This window comes from Pseudoalteromonas sp. NCCP-2140 (assembly GCF_023708065.1).
Taxonomy (GTDB): Bacteria; Pseudomonadota; Gammaproteobacteria; order Enterobacterales; family Alteromonadaceae; genus Pseudoalteromonas.
In genome coordinates this window covers 323,411-342,838 of the sequence record NZ_BRCZ01000004.1, presented here as the reverse complement: position 1 = coordinate 342,838, position 19,428 = coordinate 323,411, and the positions used below count along the sequence as shown (strand labels likewise).

The following is a 19,428-nucleotide window of genomic DNA, read 5'->3' as shown; positions in this document are numbered from 1 at the left end:
AGTTAGTCGTAGTAATATCTTGCGCCTATTGAGAGCATCGAAGCATCAGTTGCATCAAGCGCTGCATGGTCGTAACTTAAAAAAACCTGGGTATTTTTAAAAAGGGCAAAACTCGCTTCAATGCCAAAGGTGACACTGCTACCACTGCGTTTTGCTTTAACTAGCTGTGAAGAATCAGCTTGATACTGGTAATCCTGATGCCAATCTAAATACCCCAACTTACCAGTCAACGATATTTCTTTGCTAATTGGCCAAGACGCTAAAAGTGATATTTGCGGCCCAGTTGCTGATTCCGGGTAAATTTGTTTCATGGTGCTATGAAAGCTATCTAAGTCGGTGACTTCGCCTGTAAAGCTAAAATGTCTCTCACCAAAATCTACATAACCAATTTGCAGTGAATAGATTGCATTGAATTTATAACCGATTGCTGCTTGGTAACCTGTATCCGAATCTTTAATTGAAACAGAATCAATCAAGGCCCCTTGATCATTGAGTGATGATGTTAGGCTTTTTGTGCTAATGTCTGTGGAGGCTGAGCCTATTTGCCCAGACACAAACCAGGAAGTTTGCTCTGCTTTACTCTGTTGGCTACAAAACAAAGAGCCAGCAAATAGAATGACTGCCGCAAACTTAGGAATAAAGCCATTTTGACTAGTGGAAAAGTGTGAATATTTCAAAGTGAGACCTCTTTAACAGATTGATTGTAATTGCAACGAATCCACTGTTAATTACGAACATCCACTTTGTACATGTCATTTACATTAGATTAAAATCCTAGCCATTCTAATGAGAAAATTCTGATTCAAGATGGGTATGTGAAAATTCTGACAACCTTTGTTATTAGTTCTGAGAAAAAACCTTTGTATGATCTGAATAGCAATTAGGAACTAGTACAGCTAGATTTAAACACTTAGGTATTCAATACTTTTGAGCGAGAGTTAATTTTTTAAATGAATAACAATGTCATAAGCTGTTTAAATGTTTGCATATTGATGACGTGTATTTTTTGTGTAAACAGCTATGCTAATCCAACCAAGCAACTCGAAACCGCATTTGCAACGTCGTTAGTTTTAACGGATGGTGACAGTATTACTCTTGGGTTTGGTGATTTTGATCCACAAACACTGTTTGACCCGCAACATGCCAACAAAGATGAAGACAGTATCGCACTTAGGAAGGAGCTTAAACTCTACAGTATTCCTTACACTTGGCAGCTTGATGAGCCAATTTATCAGCACCAACTAAGTGTAACCGGCAGAATAAGTTATTTAAATCAATCAGATTTTATCTCACTGTATGAGAATGTCGCTGACGACTATATTTCAGAAACAGTGTATAACGGGATGCTCGGTTTTAATGCCGAAAAAGCACTTGGCTCTAAATGGTCATATCAATTTGGCTTTAATACTCACTACTTACATTACAACAATGACTATGAGTATAACTCTCCTGAGTCTAGACGTAACTTTAAGCCTTTAGCTGAAAATCTTTACACCAACCTCAACAGTAATGCGCTGGTGTTAAACCCAAATGCGACCATGATCTATCGCTTACCTAGGCATTGGGGCTATTACGAGTACAAGCTTAATTTTAATTATTACTATGGCTGGGCACTCTCTCACCCTGATGGGATAAGCAATGCAACACCCGAAACATGGCGCACACTCAATGGTATTAAAGCTAAATTTAACATGTTCAAAATCGGGGTTTTTGAGCAAGCTTTTTACATTAAAGGCCAGCGTATCGATTTAGGCGGCGATAGTCGCGTAGCATTTGGGACCGATCACTTTTATGAATATGGTATCGGCTTATTATGGGACAGTAGAAAGTGGACGTCATGGTTTGACAACTTTGGCATTGGTATCAACATTCACAACGGTAGTAGCCTCGATGGCGCAGCTATTGTCTTGTACTTTAACGAAATTTAATACTATTTTTTAAAGATAAAAATTTTAAACAGACTATATTCTTAGACATAGTTAAAATTCATGGAAGATTTATATGAAACATCACCTCGCAATCGCTTGTTCATTACTTGCCTTAACGGCTTGCGATAAAACCCCAGAACAAACAGCTAAAACCCTACCTCTGCAAGTGAGTGCTGCAGATGCTATTTATTATGGTGGCGATATTCTTACGATGGCTGGCGATGAACCAGAATATGCACAAGCAATCGCTACCCAAGGTGAAAAAATCATCTTTGTGGGTGATAAAACTAAAGCCCTTGAGCATAAGTTTGGCAAAACAAAACTAATTGATTTACAGGGTAAAACCTTAATGCCAGGCTTTGTTGATGGCCATAGCCATGTCTATGGTGTTGGTTTGCAAGCCATGGTAGCCAATGTAGTACCTAGTCCAGATGGTGATGCCAATACCGTTGAGCAAATTGTTAATATTCTCACTGCCGCACAAAATAACCCTGACTACACCACATTTATTGAAAAAACGGGGGCAATTTTAGGCTTTGGTTACGATGATGCTGAGCTTGATAGATACCCAACAAAAATGGACTTAGACCGCGTTAGTACAGAAAAGCCAGTGATCATCATTCATACTTCGGGGCACTTAAGTGTTGCAAACAGTAAAGCTTTAGCCATGGCCGGCATCGACGAAAACACAGACAATCCTGACGGTGGGCTAATTCGTCGTATGGCCAACTCACAAGAACCCAATGGGGTGCTCGAAGAAAACGCGCACTTTGGTTTACTGTTTAAGCTCATGCAGTCCTTTGATCCTGACTTACAAGATTTAATGCTGCAAGAAGGGCAAAAACTCTACACAAAATACGGCTACACCACAGCGCAAGAGGGCCGAGCAACTCAAGAAGCCTATGATTCAATGGTAAGGGCATCAAAAGCGGATAAATTCGTGATTGATGTGGTTGCCTATGCCGATATGGCCACCAGCAGCAGTTTTATGGACTCACCCTATAACAGTAAAAACTACACAAATCATTTTCGTATTGGTGGTGTAAAACTTAACTTTGATGGCTCACCACAAGGGAAAACCGCTTGGTTATCTCACCCATACTTAAAAGCACCTGAAGGCCAAGAACAAGGCTATGCAGGCTACCCTACTTTTAATGATGAACAAGCCTATCAGTATATTGAAACGGCCTTTGCCAATGACTGGCAAGTGATGACACATGCAAATGGTGATGCTGCTATTGAGCAATTTTTAAATGCCGTTGAAAATGCCAATAACAAGCTTGGTAAAAAAGACCGCCGTCCCGTACTTATTCATGGGCAAACAATTCGTCAAGATCAAGTAAACCGTCTTAAAGAATTAGGCATATTTCCATCGCTCTTCCCAATGCATACCTTTTATTGGGGCGACTGGCATGTAAATTCGGTGCTTGGTCACCCCCGTGCCGATTTTATTTCGCCCACCCATGCGGTTCGCAAACAAGGATTAATGTTTAGCACCCATCATGATGCACCAGTGGCCTTGCCAAACGCACTACGTGTATTAGATGCAACGGTTAACCGTACGACTCGTACAGATCAGGTATTAGGCCCAGATCAACGTGTTTCTGTGTATACTGCACTGCAAGCAATGACGACATGGCCTGCGTATCAACACTTTGAAGAAAGCTCAAAAGGGCAATTAAAACAAGGGATGCAAGCAGATTTAATTATCCTTGATAACAACCCGTTGAAAATCAAGCCTGCAGAGCTACATAACTTACAAGTGCTAGAAACCATTAGCCGTGGTAAAACCGTTTACAGCAAAAATTAAACACTTTTAAAGGAGTAACATGAATAAGTTTATACAATTGGCATGTGCTGCGCTGCTGTCATTTTCAGCATTAGCAACACAAACAGCTGCTACGAAACTGAATATTTTAAATCTTAAGGCGCAGTCTGAGCATGTATTAACGTCAGGTCAGCCAAGTCAAACTGATTTTGCGAAATTAAAACAACTTGGTGTTGAGAACATCATCAACCTTCGCGGTGATAACGAAACGAATTGGTCTGAGCAAGAGTTAGTCACTGAGCTTGGTATGAACTATTACCATATTCCTGTGCAATCTAAAGCTGATATTACCATTGAAAATGCTACGAAACTTCAGGCTTTGCTCAATGAGCACCAACAGCAAACCACCTTACTGCACTGTGCTAGCAGCAACCGTGTCGGTGCTCTTGTAGCGCTATACAATGCCATAACCTTAAAAAAGCCAGTTGATGAAGCTGTTGAGATTGGTAAGCAATGGGGCTTAAAAAGCCTTGAAGGAGTGGTAAGAAGTAAAGTAAACGAAGAAGTTGGTCAGCTATAAGCTGACCAACTATGTATTATTTTTGCTTAAGCTAAAGCTGCCATGCATAGCTTAACTTAGTGAAGAAGGTACGCTGATCACGCTCAAGATTCTTCAACGAATCATCTTGGTAGCCTTTATCAGAATAACCTAAATAAAACAGTGTCTGTGAGTTAATTTTATACGAGTACACTAGCTGACTACCATAATCGCGGTTAGTTTGGCTTACATCAAATCGATAAGCTTCATTGTTCCGATCGACATCTTCAAACTGTAAAACGAGTTTCAGCATTGAGCGCATATTAAATTTATAATAAACGCGTAGATCCGTTAAGTTTGCAGTATAAACACGCTCATTTTGCTCGTTATCTAGATAGCTGTAGCTGTGCTCTAGTTGCACCTGCCAATGATCGTTTATATCCCATGTCATCTCAGGTTCAATGCGAACCATAGTACCTAAGGCTGCATTACTGTAATCAATTTTACTGCCATATTGAGCATACAATAAAAAGCTAATGTCACGAATGGGTCTAAAACCGCCGTAGATATAACCTATGTTTTGATTAAAAAACTCGCCAGCATAAAACTCATTACGATGGATAAAGCCAATTTCTGTTTGTGATTGCATCTTACCTTTAAAGGTAAAAAAGCCATCGTATTCTTCTTCGAGTAGCTCGCCATTTTGCGCCCATGTTTTATCCCACTCAACATTGTAGCTGTACTCTGTGATTGCATCATCAGCATCACGATACCAAGTTTGTCCACCGCCTAGTTGTACTTGCTCGTAATCAACTTTAGCTTGATAACCCAAATCTGAGCGGTATTCTTTACCTATATTTTCGTAGCTAGCATAGACTTCGTAATCACGCTTAGTTCTTGTAAATTCAATGGCATAAGCTTGATCTGATTGATTTTTATCAATGCCATAATAATCAACTAAAAATTCTGAGTTAGTGGTATCTGTGGTTGCTACTTGATACTGCAAACTATCTGATTGATTAAACCAGTAGCTGCCATCTAAAGATAATACCGTATTATGATAATCATCATTTTCGCGGTGGGTGCTCATCACACCAATTGTGCCTTTTTGGCCAATATCAAACTGATAACGCCCCGCTACTGCTTGCGTTTTATCTGCCAGATTAGCAAAGCCCGAACCTTGATTCGTCGGAAGTAAGACACTGGTATTCTGATCGTCAGCATACATAAAGCCGTAGCTGTGCGCGCCGGTTTTACCTGTTAACTTTAAACCCACATCAGGTTCAGCAATCATTCGCGTATATAAAAGCTCTAGTTGGCTGGTATTAAAGTAAGAGGCGCCATCTAAAAAGAATGGACGCTTTTCAGCATAATAAATTGAGTAAGTAGTATTTACATCAAGCTCAAGTGAATCTGCCTCGACCTGCGAAAAGTCAGGATTAATGGTGGCATTAATAACCGCATCTTGCGTTACCCCCCAACGTAAGTCCAAGCCCGCTTCAGTATCAATATCACCATTTTGCCAATCACCCGGCACTTCGTCTTTGGTATCATGGCGAAGCGCCGTTAAAGTGGGCGTAAGCTGAATGTTTTGGCTTTCTGTCATGTTGGCAAAGCCTGTGAGTTTATCAAACTGGCAAAAGCTACATTTTACATCTCGGTCAAAACCAACATTCGACATTTGATAATACACATCACGCGGATAATTTCGCCAAACTGCAAAACTCCACGTTAACTCTGTTTGATCTTTTGGAAAGCGAAGTGCAGTGAATGGAATACGCATTTCAACCACATAGCCATCGTCAGTTATTTGCCCTGCACTGTCCCAAATGGCATCCCATGATGGATCTTCCACCCAATCATCAATATCCGTCATGCGCATATCGCCTTGCGCACCAAGAGGGTTTACATAAAACTCATAGCCGGTTCGTTCATCATTGAAGGTATCAATCATCAAGGCAACATTGTCGTCTTGCCAAAGCGTATCACGATCTCGAAGGGCGGCACGAATTTGCGAAGGGTCATTATCTTTTGCAATAAAACCAACATACAAGTATTTACCATCTTCATACATGTAGGCATCGGTTTGTACGAGCGGCGTGCCTTTTTCGGTTGGCTCATTCTGATATTTTAATGGTACTTTTGTGGCGTATTGCCAATGCGACTCATCCATCACACCATCAACGCTAATAGACTCTTTAATATGGGCAAGGGAGAACTCTGCTTTATCAAATGCATTGGCAGAAAAAGGCACACAGGCAACACTAAGTAAAAAAGTAGGGGCGATTATTTTATTTATTATTCTTTTTAAGTACTGCATAAACATCCATTTAGACACTGACGCGCTAGAAACGCTACTTGACTGATTTCAAAGCGATTGTAATTCAGTAAGGTACATTTGTTAATCTAATTTTCAGCTTTATGTCATAAAATTTAACAAAATACTCCATTTGTACTAATAAAAGAGCCAAAAAAGCCCTATTGCCAAACAGCAATGGGGCTTTTTCATACGTTTATTATCGAAGTTTATTACTTTTTAAGGCTTAATTTATTGCCTTTCAAAGATTTGCGAACATTTGCGATACGTGAACGATTCTTCGCACGCGCTTCACCCGTTGCCTGACCTGAAGCCTTATTTGTACGGCTACGGCGTAAATGCGACGGCTTTTTACCAATTTTATCAATCAGTACTTCACGGCTGCTTACTTCGTAACCTGGTAAAACAACACGCTTGATGCGCTGTCCGATTAGCTTTTCTATATCAAATAAAGTGTTTTCTTCTTCACGGCTCACAAACGAAATTGCTTGGCCCGGCTTACCAGCACGACCTGTACGGCCGATACGGTGCACGTAGTCTTCTGCAAGCCAAGGTAGATCGATGTTGATCACACGTGGCAACCCTTCAATATCAATACCACGAGCAGCTACTTCAGTTGCGACCAGCACGCGAACTTTACCTTCTTTAAACTCGCGTAAAGCGCGGCGGCGGTTACCTTGGGTTTTATCACCATGACAAACAACCGCTGGAATACCATCAAGGTTAAGCTCTTTTACAAGCTCATCAGCAGTCTCTTTCATGTTTACGAAAACAAGTACCTGCTGCCAATTTTTCTTACCAATCAATTCAGATAAAAGCTCTTGCTTACGGCGCTCTTCAACCGGATAAACAACGTGTTGCACTGTTTCTGCGGTGCTGTTTGTTTGATCGACACGAATAATTTCAGGTTGCTTTAATACTTTACTTGCAAATTGTTTAATTGCCGCCGGGAAAGTGGCAGAGAACAACAAGATTTGACGCGCTTCATCACAGCCATTAATAACCGTTTGCATATCGCTGATAAAGCCCATGTCTAGCATACGGTCAGCTTCATCAAGCACTAAATGCTTAACATTAGCTAAGCTGATGTTACCTAAACGAATATGATCAAGTAAGCGACCTGGCGTTGCAACTACGATGTCAACACCCGCTTTCAAATCGTTAGCTTGACCCGCTAAATTGATACCACCAAACAAGCACACTGTTTTGAGTTCAGTGTATTTTGCAAACGCTTTAAAATTATTAGCGATTTGCTCAGCTAACTCGCGAGTAGGTGCAAGCACTAATGCGCTTGGTGCATTATTTTCACTAACCGCTGATTCTGATAATTTTTGGATAAGTGGTAAAGCAAATGCAGCGGTTTTACCCGTGCCTGTTTGCGCACTAACAAGTACGTCTTTGCCTTTTCTTACCGCAGGAATTGCACTACGTTGAACGGGAGTAAGCGTTTCGAAATTAAGCTCTTCTAATGCCTGTAAAAGCTCAGAAGAAAAACTAAATGATTTAAAATTCATGCTGTATAACCTGCGGCCATCATATCAAGGGTCGCAAATTATACAGAAAAAAAATGACTTTAGTTAGTTATAACTTAACTAAAGTGCCTTTTAATGCCACGCCAGCAACAAATGTGCCCGCACCACATTGATATTCTGTTTGGCTAACGAACTCACGTTTTTTGTAGTACGACTGAATATTTACAACTGCATTCATGCCTTCACGAACAGCACGCTCTTGTAATGCTTTTAAAGCACTAAGCATTACCCACTCACACGCTTCTCGGTCAGTTTTATTAAATGCGTTGGTTTTCTTGTTGGTGATCACTTCACCATAATTGGTTTTAATGCTGGTATGACTTTGATCAGCAAAATACAGTGGAATATCTAACAGCGCTTGTTTCGCTTTGCTAGTTTCAAGTAGTGCCTGTACAGGTAGCGTTTGTATATCATCACGTGCAAAACTGTTTGCTGAAAACAAACAAGCTGCTAAAACACATGCAAGGATCAATAACTTCATTTAAAAATTCCTTCTATAAAATTTCCATGCAACACCAAAACCAACCGAAACATTATAATCTTGCTTCACGAGTGGGCTTGCATCTTGTTGACTGTTAGCAAGGTGATGATATTTAACAAAACCACCTAGCCAATACTTTGGTGTGTCAAAATGTACCCCAATTGATACATCAGCGCCAGAAAAACCTGAACGACTTGAGTATGCTTGGCGAGTTTCATTGCTATGTAAGTCACTCACTCCATAGTAATAATCAAGGTATTTATCGCTAGCAAAGTTGATATTGCCACGAAACGCTAATGAAAATTGTGAATCTGCTTTTTCGATGATCGGCACTCGATAATACACACTTGGCCCATAACGCCAGCCAATATCATCAATACCTGAGAAATCTGTCGCAATGGCTTTGCGTGCAAACAGGCTTAAATACAAATACTGTTTAGCGTTTGGTTCACCTATTAGGTAGTAATTAAGTGAAGGCCCTAATTCAAACACCCAATCTAGATCATCCATACCTTCTCGGGCTTTGTTGTCTTCACTGTCAACTGCAAGACCTACGTTGGCAGATAAATCTAAATGGAGATTTTCTTGTTGCCACAAAAAGCCAGTGAAGTTATTACGGTCGATGGCCATTTTATCGCTTTGATAACGAAAATAAGGCACAGGCAATAGGTATTGCTCACTTTCATCTGAACCTAAATAATGCGGGATATCTGCATAAAAAAGGCCTGCACCGAACTCCATTTTTGCAGTGCCCTTTTCTACACTGTCTTCTGCAGCATAAGCATTAAAAGTTAGAATAAATAAAATACTTATGATGCAGCGCTTGATCATGCTTGCCACTTTTTAAAAATTAACGAGGTATTGATGCCACCAAACGCAAAGTTATTACTCATAATGTAATCTGTTTGCATTTCACGGCCATTGCCCTTGATATAATCTAAATCAGCACACTCAGGATCGACATCCATTAAATTGATAGTAGGTGCAAACCAACCATCATTCATCATATTGATACTTGCCCATGCCTCAATGGCGCCACACGCTCCTAAGGTATGACCTAAATAACTCTTTAATGAGCTAATAGGTTTCTTGCCAAGGGCATTGAAAGTCGCCTGAGACTCCGCAATATCACCCCGATCTGTTGACGTACCATGAGCATTCACATAGCCAATTTGGTCGGCAGTAAGCTGTGCATCATTAAGGGCCATTTCGATAGCCACTTGCATAGTATCTGCGGTAGGTTGCGTCACATGTTGACCATCTGAGTTACAACCAAAACCGACCAGCTCCGCATAAATGGTCGCTCCGCGGGCTAGGGCATGCTCATACTCTTCTAAAATGAGTGTGCCTGCACCTTCACCAATAACCAGACCATCACGATTTTGATCAAATGGTCGTGGCGTGCTTTTCGCAGCATCATTTTTTGTGCTCGTCGCGTATAAGGTGTCAAATACCGCAGCTTCTGTAATGCATAACTCTTCTGCGCCACCAGCCACCATGGCTTTTTGGCGACCATACTTAATCGCTTCGTAAGCATAACCAATACCTTGCGAGCCTGATGTGCACGCAGAGCTGGTAGTGATCACCCGACCTTTTAAACCAAAAAAGACACCCACATTCACAGGCGCTGTATGCGCCATCATCTGGATGTAACTGGTGGCCGTTACGCCTGTCATTTCGCCGGTTTCCATCATTTTTGCAAAAGCCAATAATGGTGGCGTTGACCCCGTTGATGAGCCAAAAGCAATACCTGTAGAGCCGTCGGTTAGACTTGAGTGCTCTAATAGCCCAGCTTCTTCTAAAGCAAGCTCTGTAGTACGGGTCGACATCATAGCAACACGCCCCATTGAGCGAACTTGTTTACGCTTATAGTGGCTTGGTTTACTAAAATGAGTAACAGGTGCTGCTAGTCGAGTGTTTAGTTCTGGCGCCACATCCCAGTCAGTCATGTACTGAACGGCATTATCACCTTTTTGCAAAGCGGTTTTAAATTCAGCCCAGGTATCACCTAATGCAGTAATGGCAGACATGCCTGTAACAACAACGCGCTTCATTACACCATACCGCCATTCACAGAAATAACTTGGCGGGTGATATACGCGGCGTCATCTGAACATAAAAACGACACAGTACCCGCGACTTCACTAACCGACCCCATACGTTTTAATGGGATCATTTTTAGCATTTCATCAACCGGTAAATCGTCTGTCATTTCAGTTTCGATTAACCCTGGTGCCACGCAGTTAACGGTGATCTTACGTTTTGCAAGCTCAAGCGAAAGCGCTTTGGTCGCACCAATAATGCCCGCTTTAGCGGCACTGTAGTTAACTTGCCCGCGATTACCGGCAATCCCTGACACTGACGCCATAGTGACAATACGGCCACCTTTACGACCTTGCACCATTGGCATCACCGTTGGATGCACCACATTGTAAAAACCGTCAAGGCCAGTACGGATCACTTTATCCCAATCATCACCTTGCATCGCAGGGAACGCCATATCATTCGTGATACCGGCATTACAGATCACCCCATAATACGCACCGTGCTCGGCAATATCAGCTTCAATTTGTTGTTTTGCTAGTTCTCTATCGCAAACATCAAATTGCAATAAGCTTGCATGACGACCAAGCGCACTAATTTCTTCACAGGTTTGCTCTGCTTCAGCCACGCCACTGCGACAATGAACAGCAATATCAAAGCCATCGTTAGCTAATCTAAGTGCGATTGCTTTGCCAATACCACGGCTTGAGCCGGTGACTAAAATACGTTTTGTCATTGATTTTCTCTTATAAACTGCATGGGGTCTTGTGGTTGAAACACATTAATTTTTGCTTCTGCTAAGCATGTTTCATCGCTATGTATTTGACACTCAAATACACTTAACCCTGATTCTTCTTGATATAATTTTGTCACCGAGACTTTAAGCGTTTGCTCGTTTTTAAATACCGGTGCATAGGTTTTATATTTGCGCGTACCAATTAAAAAACCGATTTGTACTTCACTTCCTTTGTCTTTTGCCAGCGCACCAGCATACGCTGCGATAGTTTGCGCCATATATTCACAGCCAATATAACTGGCAACGCCATTTAAGCTCTCGTCATAAAACGGGCTGTGTGAACTAATATCCACTTCACAGCAACCTGACTCTTCGCTGTAATTGGATAGGCGATTGAGCAATATCATTGGTTCGCTATGAGGGACTACTTGCTCAATTTTATAGTGATTCATTTAGATGTCCTAGTACTACACTGACATTATTGCCACCAAAGGCAAACGAATTTGATAAACAAGTGTTAATTTCTGCCGTTTCTGGTTGTGTTATTAAACCAATTTCAGCCAATGATTCGTCTTTTATAACCTGATTGCATACTAATTGATTAAACTCTGGGTAAGCCAAATAGAGCCAACATAATCCAGCTTCTAAAGCACCTGCAGCGCCTAAGGTGTGGCCGGTCAAATGTTTAGAAGAACTGACCTTTGTATCTTTGCCAAATACCTCACTGATTGCCAGAGATTCCATGGCATCATTTTGCGGTGTGGCTGTTCCATGAGCATTAATGTAGTCGATATCTGAAGGCGTTAAATTCGCGTCTTGCAACGCCGTTGTCATCGCTGCGATTGCGCCAGAACCATCTGCAATCGGGGCTGAAATATGGTGGGCGTCGGAGCTTTCACCACCACCTAAAAAGGCAATACTTTGTTTTGTATGCTGCTCTTTACTCATAACAAATAACGCTGCGGCTTCACCTATATTGATGCCTGCTCTGTCGCCACTAAACGGCTTACAAATTTTATCGCTAATAGAAGATAACGAATCAAAGCCATTGATAGTGAGTTGGCACAAGCTATCTACCCCACCACAAATTACCACATCGGCTAAATCGGCACTGAGTAAGGCACGCGCACTAATAAGCGCCTTGGCACTTGAACTACACGCAGTTGAAATACTGTAACTTGGCCCCTTCGCAGCGAGTTTCTTGGCAATATAATTGGCGGGTGCGACGAGCGCTTGGTCATAATAATCAAATTCCTCTGGCCACTTTCCCTTAGCTGCATGGGCAATTCGGCCTCTTTCACCTTCTTGAATTGCAGCAGTACTGGTACCAATCACCACAGCAATACGGCTGCTCGGAATGTTTATGCTTGCCAATGTATCAGCAATTTGCCCCAGCGCTAAATCGATTAGCTGATAAAATCGCATTGATGCTGTTAATGGCAGTTCATTAACCAAACCCACAAAGGTTGGGCGCTGCTCAAATGCAAGCGACGTCACCTTTGTGAGTGTTTGTTTAGGTTGTAAGCTGATACTTTGCATTGTTTGTTGATGACCAACCCCCAATGCACTAACAATACCTAAGTCGTTAAGCCAAAATGGCATAATCAATTAACCCTTTGAAATTTAATTTTGTAATCCCGCTGAAAGTTTACAAGTTCTGTTGCACCGTCTAAATAGCGAATTTCACTAATTAACTGCTCACCCTGATATAAACGCCGCGTTGAGCCTTGTTCAACCAAGTTCAAACCATAAAGTTGCGAGTTCAGCACAGTAACCGGCCAGTGTACTAGCATGATATCAGCAAGAATATAGCGAGGATCAACCGCGTTGATAGGAAGCATTTTTTCGCTTTGAATTGGCCCTAGTGGCGCTTTTTCTAACTGAAATATCGGCATACCTTGAGCCGTCATCACAACCAAGTTAATACCCGTTTCACTGTTTAAACTCAGCTGCGCTAGTAATGTATGCTGCTCATCGCCATGGTGTACTTCAAGTACTTGCTGCCAATTATCGGCAACTAATGATGGCGGTGGATCAAGCAAATAAATCCCTGCATTTGGCGCTAAATCAACGCCCGTTTTTACTGCAAATTCACTGGCACAACTCGCCACTAATATGCTCAAAGATAAGAGCAAAGAGCGTGTTAGTCGCGACATAATTCAACCAACGTATTTAAGCGTTTGTTGCTTTGTTTTACAAATGGGTTTTGTAAGTCCCATGCATAACCCGCAAGAATAGCACTGATCATCTCGCGCACTTGTTGGTTTTTCTCACTGTAAAAAATCACGTCCTGAAAGGAGCCATCATACCAAGCACTGACGTAGGTTCTAAAGCAATTAACCCCTTGTTGCAAAGGCTCACTGTAATCGTTTTTGAAATCAACTTGCTCACCACGTAAGTAGCTATCAACTAAAGGAGCGACCAATGAGGCTGATTTTAATGCAATCGTCACTCCAGATGAAAATACCGGATCTAAAAACTCACCAGCATTACCAAGTAGTGCAAAATGCTCACCATACAAGCTCGACACATTAGCCGAATAGCCTTTGATAGCACGCGCTTCACCAATAGCTTCTCGATTGGCTAATAACTCACTTAAATAGCTATCTTGTTCAATAAATTCATTTAAACCAGCGAGTGGTTGTTTATCCTCAAGCTGCTCTGGTTTACCAACCACACCAATGCTTGCCGTACCATCACTAAATGGGATCAGCCAATACCAAATATCTTTATGCTCTGGGTGAACATTAATTAAGATTTTTTCGCGGTCAAACTGTGTATCGCTAATATTATCTTTAAAATGGCTGAAAAAAGCCCAACGTACTGGGAAATTTGATGCTGACTCTAAATCAAGTAAGCGAGGTAATACCCTACCAAAACCACTGGCATCAAGTACAAAACGCCCTTTAATTTGATAGCCTTGTTGGTTTTCATCCGTAACATCAAGTAAAGCGCCATCCTCACAATCGGTGAACGCTAACACGCTATGTTGGTAACGTATTTCAGCCCCTTGCTGCATGGCACCATCGGCTAAGCATTTATCAAAGTCAGCGCGTTTTACCTGAAAAGTCGTGCCAGGGCCTTCGCTAAATTTCTCGGTAAAATCGATTGTTGTGTGGTCGCCCCGACGCTGAAACGCCGCCCCATTTTTAAACTGAAAACCAAGCGATTGTGCCTGTGCTTGCACCGCTTGCTCAAGGCCTGCTTCTGCTAAAAAGCTCATGCACTGGGGTAATAAACTTTCACCAATCGAAAAGCGCGGAAAGGTTTGCTGCTCTAACACCACTACATGCCAACCTTTTTTTACTAGTAAACTGGCAGCCACAGCACCTGAAGGGCCAGCACCAATAATAACAACATCAGCCTGTTGAACTTGATTATTCACCTATTATTTTTCCTTATTTTTAGGTAATGCAATACTGAGCGGCGCCAGGATATAGATACAAACTAGCCCCACTAATACCGTTAATCCGAAACTGAAAATGGCCGGGGTTTTCGAAACGGCCAACATGCCAAATACCCACATCGATGATGCCGCTGACAAACTAATTGCAAGTACATTGCTCGGGCTTAAATTATTGACCTGATAAAACACTAAGTAATCGATTGCCAACGCTAATATCAATAAACAGCCTAGCAAATTAAAAATCGATAACTGAGATTGCAGTGCACTGCAAAGTAGCAGTACAGCCGCGGTTGTTAGTACAAGCACTAGCGTTTGTTTACACGCCGTTTTAAAACCAAATTTGACGCTAAATAGTAGTAACGCAAAGGTCATCGCAATGGCCAATGTTATCAGTAACGAATTTGAGTAATGACTTAAACCTTCACTTATCATCGCGACTTTATCGTAAACAATTAAATCTGGGTAAGCGTTGGTTAAATCCATCAGCTCGGATTTATTTACACCTGTTACCATAAACCAGCTTGCGGTTAGTGTATTGTTTGAGATCACTTGGTTAGCGATTAACGGCGCTAACGGTGAATTAAGTGCCGCGTTTAAATCAAGCATTGATGTTGAAAGCTCAACGGGCGTCCCTGTCATTTGGCTAACCACGCTCATAGCTTGCTGGGCTGAATGCAACTGCTCATAGTTTTGCTGTTGTAATTGTTTACTAGGCACTAAGTCACTAAGCATCACTGCACTGCCATTAAGGCCGCGAATAGTTGCTTTTAATGCTTCTTGTTGTACTAATAACTGCTGCGCATTATCGGCAAATAAAATCATGATTTGGCCATTATCTTTACCTAATAAAGACATATGCAGCGCTTCGTTTTGCATTAAATCCGCAGGACTTGCATTTAACAGCTTTACATCATCATTAATCACAGGGGGTTTTAGTAAAGCAAAAGCACTCAATAACACTAGCATCAGCATACTGAGTGCGACGCGATAATGCGTTAATCGTTTTAAATAACCACTTAAGCAGTTAGCTAATCGATGTGCAGCAGTGTTAATGGTTAAACCAGTTTGCCAATAAGGCAATAAGATTCGTGTGCAGAGCCAAGCTGTAACTAGCCCTGCAACAACAAATACTCCCACTTGACTGAGTAACTGCACCGGTGAGAAAAACAAGCTCGCGTAACCGAGTGTGGTGGTTAGTAACGACAACAACAGTGCCAGCTTAAGCCCTTGACTAAAACCTTGCGGCTGCTCGGTTAAATCAAGCATGCCATGAAAAGCATAATCAATGGCAATACCAATCAGTGTCACGGCAAACACCATGGTTAATACATGCACCTGACTAAAAATACTGATCAGCGCAATGGTGCCACCAATAGCGGCGCTTATCACGGTTACAGAGGCCAGCCACAATGCATTGATCGATCGAAACACCCACACCACCATCACAATAAGAGCTAGCAAGCTCACCGAACCAAACAAGGTCATTTCAAATTTGGCTTGCTGTGCATTTGCTGCGGTGTGAAATAAAGCACCAGCATAGCGAATTTGTGTATCTGGATAGCGGCCTTCAAGCTCAGCGATATAGGCAACTATCTCATTGCTTAAAGCTATTGATTGATTTATTGAAAAGGCATTGTCAGCACTTTGCACGAATAACATTAAATACTCATCACCTTGATAGCTAATGTTAATTCGGCCATCTTGCAGCTCAAATTGCTGCATGTGCGCCATTGCTTCAGATAAGAACCCCGCTGTGGCAAGCGTAGGGTCTTGGTTGATAGTACTTGAAACAAAAGGATCTGCGACTTTACTCAACTGACTAAAGTAATACCGTTGAAAGCGATTAGCATCGCCAATTGCTTGCTTATATTCCTCGGAAACTAAATGCCCTGCGTACTGACCGTAAAATGCTGCCAACTGGGATATTTCGGGTAACTTAAAACGAGGCTCAATATGTTTAGTCGCCAGCCATTGATGTAAATCATCATAAGCTTTTACTGCATTTTCACCACGAAAAGAAAAGCTTAACTGCTGTTTATTAGCTGAAAAAAAGTGTTCTTCGACTTGCTGTAAACGCGGTTCTGACTTTGGCAACAAAGCCAAAATATCATTATTCAACGTCGGCTGTTTTAGAATAAAAACAACCACTAAGGCGCTAACTAATAGGCTCAGCCAAGCAAGCGTTAGGCCCCATGCTTTCACTGTTTTTGCTCATTGTGAGGATAAGCAAAGCGTAATACAGTAAAGTTACCATTTGCTTCTTGAAGACGCACACGGCTCACTTGCTCTGCTGCTACACATAATTCGAACTGACTAAATAGCTGCTTTAGCAAGTCATCTTTAGGCAATAAAGTCTGACAACCGGACTCTGCATGACCTGTCATCGAAAATTGCTCAGCAAGTGCCACTTCATCATGCTTTAAAATCGCTTGCAGTAAATTAACGTAAGGCTCAGCTCCTTTTTGTAGCTGCGGCTCACCTTGATCGTTAAGGGTATATACTTGCCCTTGCTTGATTAATAGCGTGCTTTTAACCGGAGATTCAACCTGCCAAGTGAGGCCATCTTCAGCAAGTTCAAACGAACCTGTTGAAATAAAAGGTTTACTAAATCCTTTAAAATGCTTCTCTTGGCTAAATGTGCCTTGCTCTGTCACTGCGCTCGATGCAAACACAGGAAAAAAAACTAGCACACTCAGTAACAACACGCTTAATCGCATTAAATCACCTTTTGAAGTTTTTCATGTAGCACAGGCGGCGAAACAAACTGCATTTCTTTTTTCTCTATATCAACCGCAACTTGGATAGTCGTTGCTTTGGTTAACTTTTTACCTGTAGCGCAATCAGTGATTACGTAATCGATACGTAATCGTGTTTCATATTCTTTTAAGTACGCATCGACGCGGATTTTTTGTGTAAACAATGCTGAGCCGACGTACTTAATATGCATATCAATAATCGGCCACGCATAGCCAGACTCTTGCATTTGCACATAATCATAATCAAACAAACGCAGTAATTCGCAGCGCGCGACTTCTAAATAGCGCGGGTAATTACCATGCCATACCACATTCATTGGATCGCAATCATGAAAAGGAATTTCAATCTCAACATGAGTGCTCAGCAACGAGCCTCTACTATGCATATAAACTCCAACGTTTTGTTTGAATAGCGTCAACCGTAAAGCGAAGAACAGCCTCTAGAGGACGGTCTTCATCAAGCAGCGGGAAAAACTCGCTAATGTCTTGATACATACTTTGTACATCACTAGTTAAACTAGCGAATTCAAGCTCACCGCTATTAATACGTAAACGCAAACCTTGAATACTCGCAAGCAAAGTACTTGCAACCACTTGCTCAGTTAGCTGCAATATACGTAAACAATCTCGTGCAGCGATGGTTCCCATGCTCACTTTATCTTGGTTGTGACACTCGGTTGAACGAGAAAACACACTAGCTGGCATGGTCAGTTTTAATGCTTCGGCCGTGTATGCACTGGCACCAATTTGGACCGCTTTAAAACCATGGTTAATATAACGACGCTCATCATTACTCGCCGATAGGTTAGAAGGTAAGCCATTGTTATAGCGCGTATCAACTAAGGATGCGATTTGTCTATCGGCTAAGTCAGCTAAATTAGCAACAGCGGTTTTCATGCTATCCATAACCATTGCAATATGACCGCCATAGAAGTGACCACCATGCAATACGTGTTCACCTTCGCCATCGATGATTGGATTATCATTTGCCGAATTTAATTCATTTTCAATCATTTGCCTAAACCATGGCAAACTATCTTGCAGCACACCAATCACATGTGGAGCACAGCGAATTGAATACCTATCTTGTAAGCGGTCAGCATTACGCGGGTGTTCTACATGGTTTAAGTCTCCACGGATCCATGCAGCTACTTGCTGTTGCCCTGGATGTGGCTTCACCGAAAACAAAATATCATCAAAGTGATGACTGTTACCTTTTAATGCAAGGCTTGCAAGGGCTGTTATACGGCTGGTCAATTTAACTAGATAATCAGCTCTATCATAAGCAAGACATGCCAAAGCTGTCATCACGGCAGTGCCATTCATGACTGCCAACCCTTCTTTCGGGCGCAGCTTTAATGGCTGTAAGCCAAGTTCTTGCATCACCTCTAGGCTGTTTTTAATTTCGCCTTTGTAATACACATCTCGCTCACCAACCATAGCACCGGCTACATACGAAAGCGGCGTTAAATCACCACTGGCTCCCACTGATCCTTCTTGCGGGATCACCGGTACGATATTGTGATTTAAAAAGTCACGTAATAAATTCAACATCTCCCAGCTAACGCCAGAATAACCTTGTGAAAGCGAAGTTAAGCGGGTTGCTAAAATAGCGCGCCCTTGGGCTTGATTAAAAACATCGCCAAGGCCACAACCATGAAAACGAGTAAGATGCAGTGGTAACTCATTGACTAAATCAAGTGGCACTTTTACGGTTACTGAGTCGCCATAACCTGTGGTAACGCCATATATCACGCCATCATCTTCAAGCAACTTATCTAAAAAGGCCACGGCGCTGTCTATTTTATTAGCAAATTGACGGTCTGATGTTAACGCAACAGCACCTTGCTCTAATGCAATATGAACAATATCTTCGATTGATAAACGCTGTTGGCCAAAAACGGTAGTCGAGTGCTCTGACAC

Annotated in this window: 18 protein-coding genes; 3 read left to right on the top strand and 15 right to left on the bottom strand. The window is 41.9% G+C overall.

The genetic code is table 11. The features are described from left to right. Positions 1-2: 2 nt before the first annotated feature. On the bottom strand, positions 3-677 hold the full coding sequence (locus NFU46_RS10695; protein ID WP_251601733.1) for an outer membrane beta-barrel protein: 675 nt from the start codon (positions 675-677) through the stop codon (positions 3-5). Positions 678-950: 273 nt separating this feature from the next. On the opposite strand from NFU46_RS10695, the gene NFU46_RS10690 reads away from it, so the two are divergent. From NFU46_RS10690 to NFU46_RS10680, 3 genes are all read left to right on the top strand, one after another. Then, a complete protein-coding gene (locus tag NFU46_RS10690) occupies positions 951-1,928 on the top strand; it encodes a Solitary outer membrane autotransporter beta-barrel domain (protein ID WP_285835540.1) in 978 nt (325 codons plus the stop codon). A gap of 73 nt (positions 1,929-2,001) precedes the next feature. Continuing rightward, positions 2,002-3,738, top strand: a complete 1,737-nt coding sequence (locus NFU46_RS10685; protein WP_251601729.1) for an amidohydrolase — start codon at positions 2,002-2,004, stop codon at positions 3,736-3,738. Positions 3,739-3,757: 19 nt separating this feature from the next. Then, a complete protein-coding gene (locus NFU46_RS10680; RefSeq protein WP_251601727.1) occupies positions 3,758-4,276 on the top strand; it encodes a protein tyrosine phosphatase family protein in 519 nt (172 codons plus the stop codon). A 31-nt stretch (positions 4,277-4,307) separates the two neighbouring features. Here the strand turns inward: NFU46_RS10680 and NFU46_RS10675 are convergent, their stop codons facing one another. From NFU46_RS10675 to hutH, 14 genes are all read right to left on the bottom strand, one after another. After that, entirely contained in the window at positions 4,308-6,554 is a 2,247-nt protein-coding gene (locus NFU46_RS10675; protein WP_251601725.1) for a carbohydrate binding family 9 domain-containing protein, read from the bottom strand. Positions 6,555-6,763: 209 nt separating this feature from the next. Further along, complete coding sequence (locus tag NFU46_RS10670; protein ID WP_138599447.1) at positions 6,764-8,065, bottom strand: DEAD/DEAH box helicase; 1,302 nt, start codon at positions 8,063-8,065, stop codon at positions 6,764-6,766. Between the two features lie 67 nt (positions 8,066-8,132). Further along, positions 8,133-8,564, bottom strand: a complete 432-nt coding sequence (locus NFU46_RS10665; protein ID WP_251601723.1) for an excinuclease ABC subunit A — start codon at positions 8,562-8,564, stop codon at positions 8,133-8,135. Continuing rightward, complete coding sequence (locus NFU46_RS10660) at positions 8,565-9,395, bottom strand: MipA/OmpV family protein (RefSeq protein ID WP_251601721.1); 831 nt, start codon at positions 9,393-9,395, stop codon at positions 8,565-8,567. Continuing rightward, a complete protein-coding gene (locus NFU46_RS10655; RefSeq protein ID WP_251601719.1) occupies positions 9,392-10,618 on the bottom strand; it encodes a beta-ketoacyl-ACP synthase in 1,227 nt (408 codons plus the stop codon). Before NFU46_RS10655 ends, NFU46_RS10660 begins: the two co-directional genes overlap by 4 nt. Beyond that, positions 10,618-11,343 (bottom strand): 3-oxoacyl-ACP reductase FabG, encoded by a 726-nt coding sequence (gene fabG, locus NFU46_RS10650; RefSeq protein ID WP_054562409.1) that lies wholly within the window; start codon positions 11,341-11,343, stop codon positions 10,618-10,620. Before fabG ends, NFU46_RS10655 begins: the two co-directional genes overlap by 1 nt. Beyond that, the gene (locus NFU46_RS10645) at positions 11,340-11,795 is read right to left on the bottom strand and encodes a hotdog family protein (RefSeq protein ID WP_251601717.1); all 456 of its coding nucleotides are present in this window, start codon (positions 11,793-11,795) and stop codon (positions 11,340-11,342) included. The genes fabG and NFU46_RS10645 overlap by 4 nt, the downstream gene beginning before the upstream one ends. Continuing rightward, a complete protein-coding gene (locus NFU46_RS10640) occupies positions 11,782-12,945 on the bottom strand; it encodes a beta-ketoacyl-ACP synthase (protein ID WP_251601715.1) in 1,164 nt (387 codons plus the stop codon). The genes NFU46_RS10645 and NFU46_RS10640 overlap by 14 nt, the downstream gene beginning before the upstream one ends. A gap of 2 nt (positions 12,946-12,947) precedes the next feature. Next, complete coding sequence (locus NFU46_RS10635; protein WP_251601713.1) at positions 12,948-13,499, bottom strand: DUF3261 domain-containing protein; 552 nt, start codon at positions 13,497-13,499, stop codon at positions 12,948-12,950. Next, positions 13,487-14,728, bottom strand: a complete 1,242-nt coding sequence (locus tag NFU46_RS10630) for an NAD(P)/FAD-dependent oxidoreductase (RefSeq protein WP_251601711.1) — start codon at positions 14,726-14,728, stop codon at positions 13,487-13,489. Before NFU46_RS10630 ends, NFU46_RS10635 begins: the two co-directional genes overlap by 13 nt. 3 nt (positions 14,729-14,731) lie before the next feature. After that, complete coding sequence (locus NFU46_RS10625) at positions 14,732-16,951, bottom strand: MMPL family transporter (RefSeq protein ID WP_175080182.1); 2,220 nt, start codon at positions 16,949-16,951, stop codon at positions 14,732-14,734. Next, on the bottom strand, positions 16,948-17,466 hold the full coding sequence (locus tag NFU46_RS10620; protein WP_175080183.1) for an outer membrane lipoprotein carrier protein LolA: 519 nt from the start codon (positions 17,464-17,466) through the stop codon (positions 16,948-16,950). The genes NFU46_RS10625 and NFU46_RS10620 overlap by 4 nt, the downstream gene beginning before the upstream one ends. Beyond that, entirely contained in the window at positions 17,466-17,891 is a 426-nt protein-coding gene (locus tag NFU46_RS10615) for a thioesterase family protein (RefSeq protein WP_054554548.1), read from the bottom strand. Before NFU46_RS10615 ends, NFU46_RS10620 begins: the two co-directional genes overlap by 1 nt. Beyond that, the gene (gene hutH / locus NFU46_RS10610) at positions 17,884-19,428 is read right to left on the bottom strand and encodes a histidine ammonia-lyase (protein WP_175080184.1); all 1,545 of its coding nucleotides are present in this window, start codon (positions 19,426-19,428) and stop codon (positions 17,884-17,886) included. Before hutH ends, NFU46_RS10615 begins: the two co-directional genes overlap by 8 nt.

What these genes read in the sequence shown, in the direction of transcription:
- NFU46_RS10615 (WP_054554548.1), bottom strand. Translation starts at nt 17,891, where the DNA reads ATGCATAGTAGAGGCTCGTTGCTGAGCACTCATGTTGAGATTGAAATT.
- NFU46_RS10680 (WP_251601727.1), top strand. Translation starts at nt 3,758, where the DNA reads ATGAATAAGTTTATACAATTGGCATGTGCTGCGCTGCTGTCATTTTCA.
- NFU46_RS10685 (WP_251601729.1), top strand. Translation starts at nt 2,002, where the DNA reads ATGAAACATCACCTCGCAATCGCTTGTTCATTACTTGCCTTAACGGCT.
- NFU46_RS10620 (WP_175080183.1), bottom strand. Translation starts at nt 17,466, where the DNA reads ATGCGATTAAGCGTGTTGTTACTGAGTGTGCTAGTTTTTTTTCCTGTG.
- NFU46_RS10675 (WP_251601725.1), bottom strand. Translation starts at nt 6,554, where the DNA reads ATGCAGTACTTAAAAAGAATAATAAATAAAATAATCGCCCCTACTTTT.
- NFU46_RS10645 (WP_251601717.1), bottom strand. Translation starts at nt 11,795, where the DNA reads ATGAATCACTATAAAATTGAGCAAGTAGTCCCTCATAGCGAACCAATG.
- NFU46_RS10670 (WP_138599447.1), bottom strand. Translation starts at nt 8,065, where the DNA reads ATGAATTTTAAATCATTTAGTTTTTCTTCTGAGCTTTTACAGGCATTA.
- NFU46_RS10635 (WP_251601713.1), bottom strand. Translation starts at nt 13,499, where the DNA reads ATGTCGCGACTAACACGCTCTTTGCTCTTATCTTTGAGCATATTAGTG.
- NFU46_RS10640 (WP_251601715.1), bottom strand. Translation starts at nt 12,945, where the DNA reads ATGCCATTTTGGCTTAACGACTTAGGTATTGTTAGTGCATTGGGGGTT.
- NFU46_RS10655 (WP_251601719.1), bottom strand. Translation starts at nt 10,618, where the DNA reads ATGAAGCGCGTTGTTGTTACAGGCATGTCTGCCATTACTGCATTAGGT.
- NFU46_RS10660 (WP_251601721.1), bottom strand. Translation starts at nt 9,395, where the DNA reads ATGATCAAGCGCTGCATCATAAGTATTTTATTTATTCTAACTTTTAAT.
- NFU46_RS10690 (WP_285835540.1), top strand. Translation starts at nt 951, where the DNA reads ATGAATAACAATGTCATAAGCTGTTTAAATGTTTGCATATTGATGACG.
- NFU46_RS10665 (WP_251601723.1), bottom strand. Translation starts at nt 8,564, where the DNA reads ATGAAGTTATTGATCCTTGCATGTGTTTTAGCAGCTTGTTTGTTTTCA.
- fabG (WP_054562409.1), bottom strand. Translation starts at nt 11,343, where the DNA reads ATGACAAAACGTATTTTAGTCACCGGCTCAAGCCGTGGTATTGGCAAA.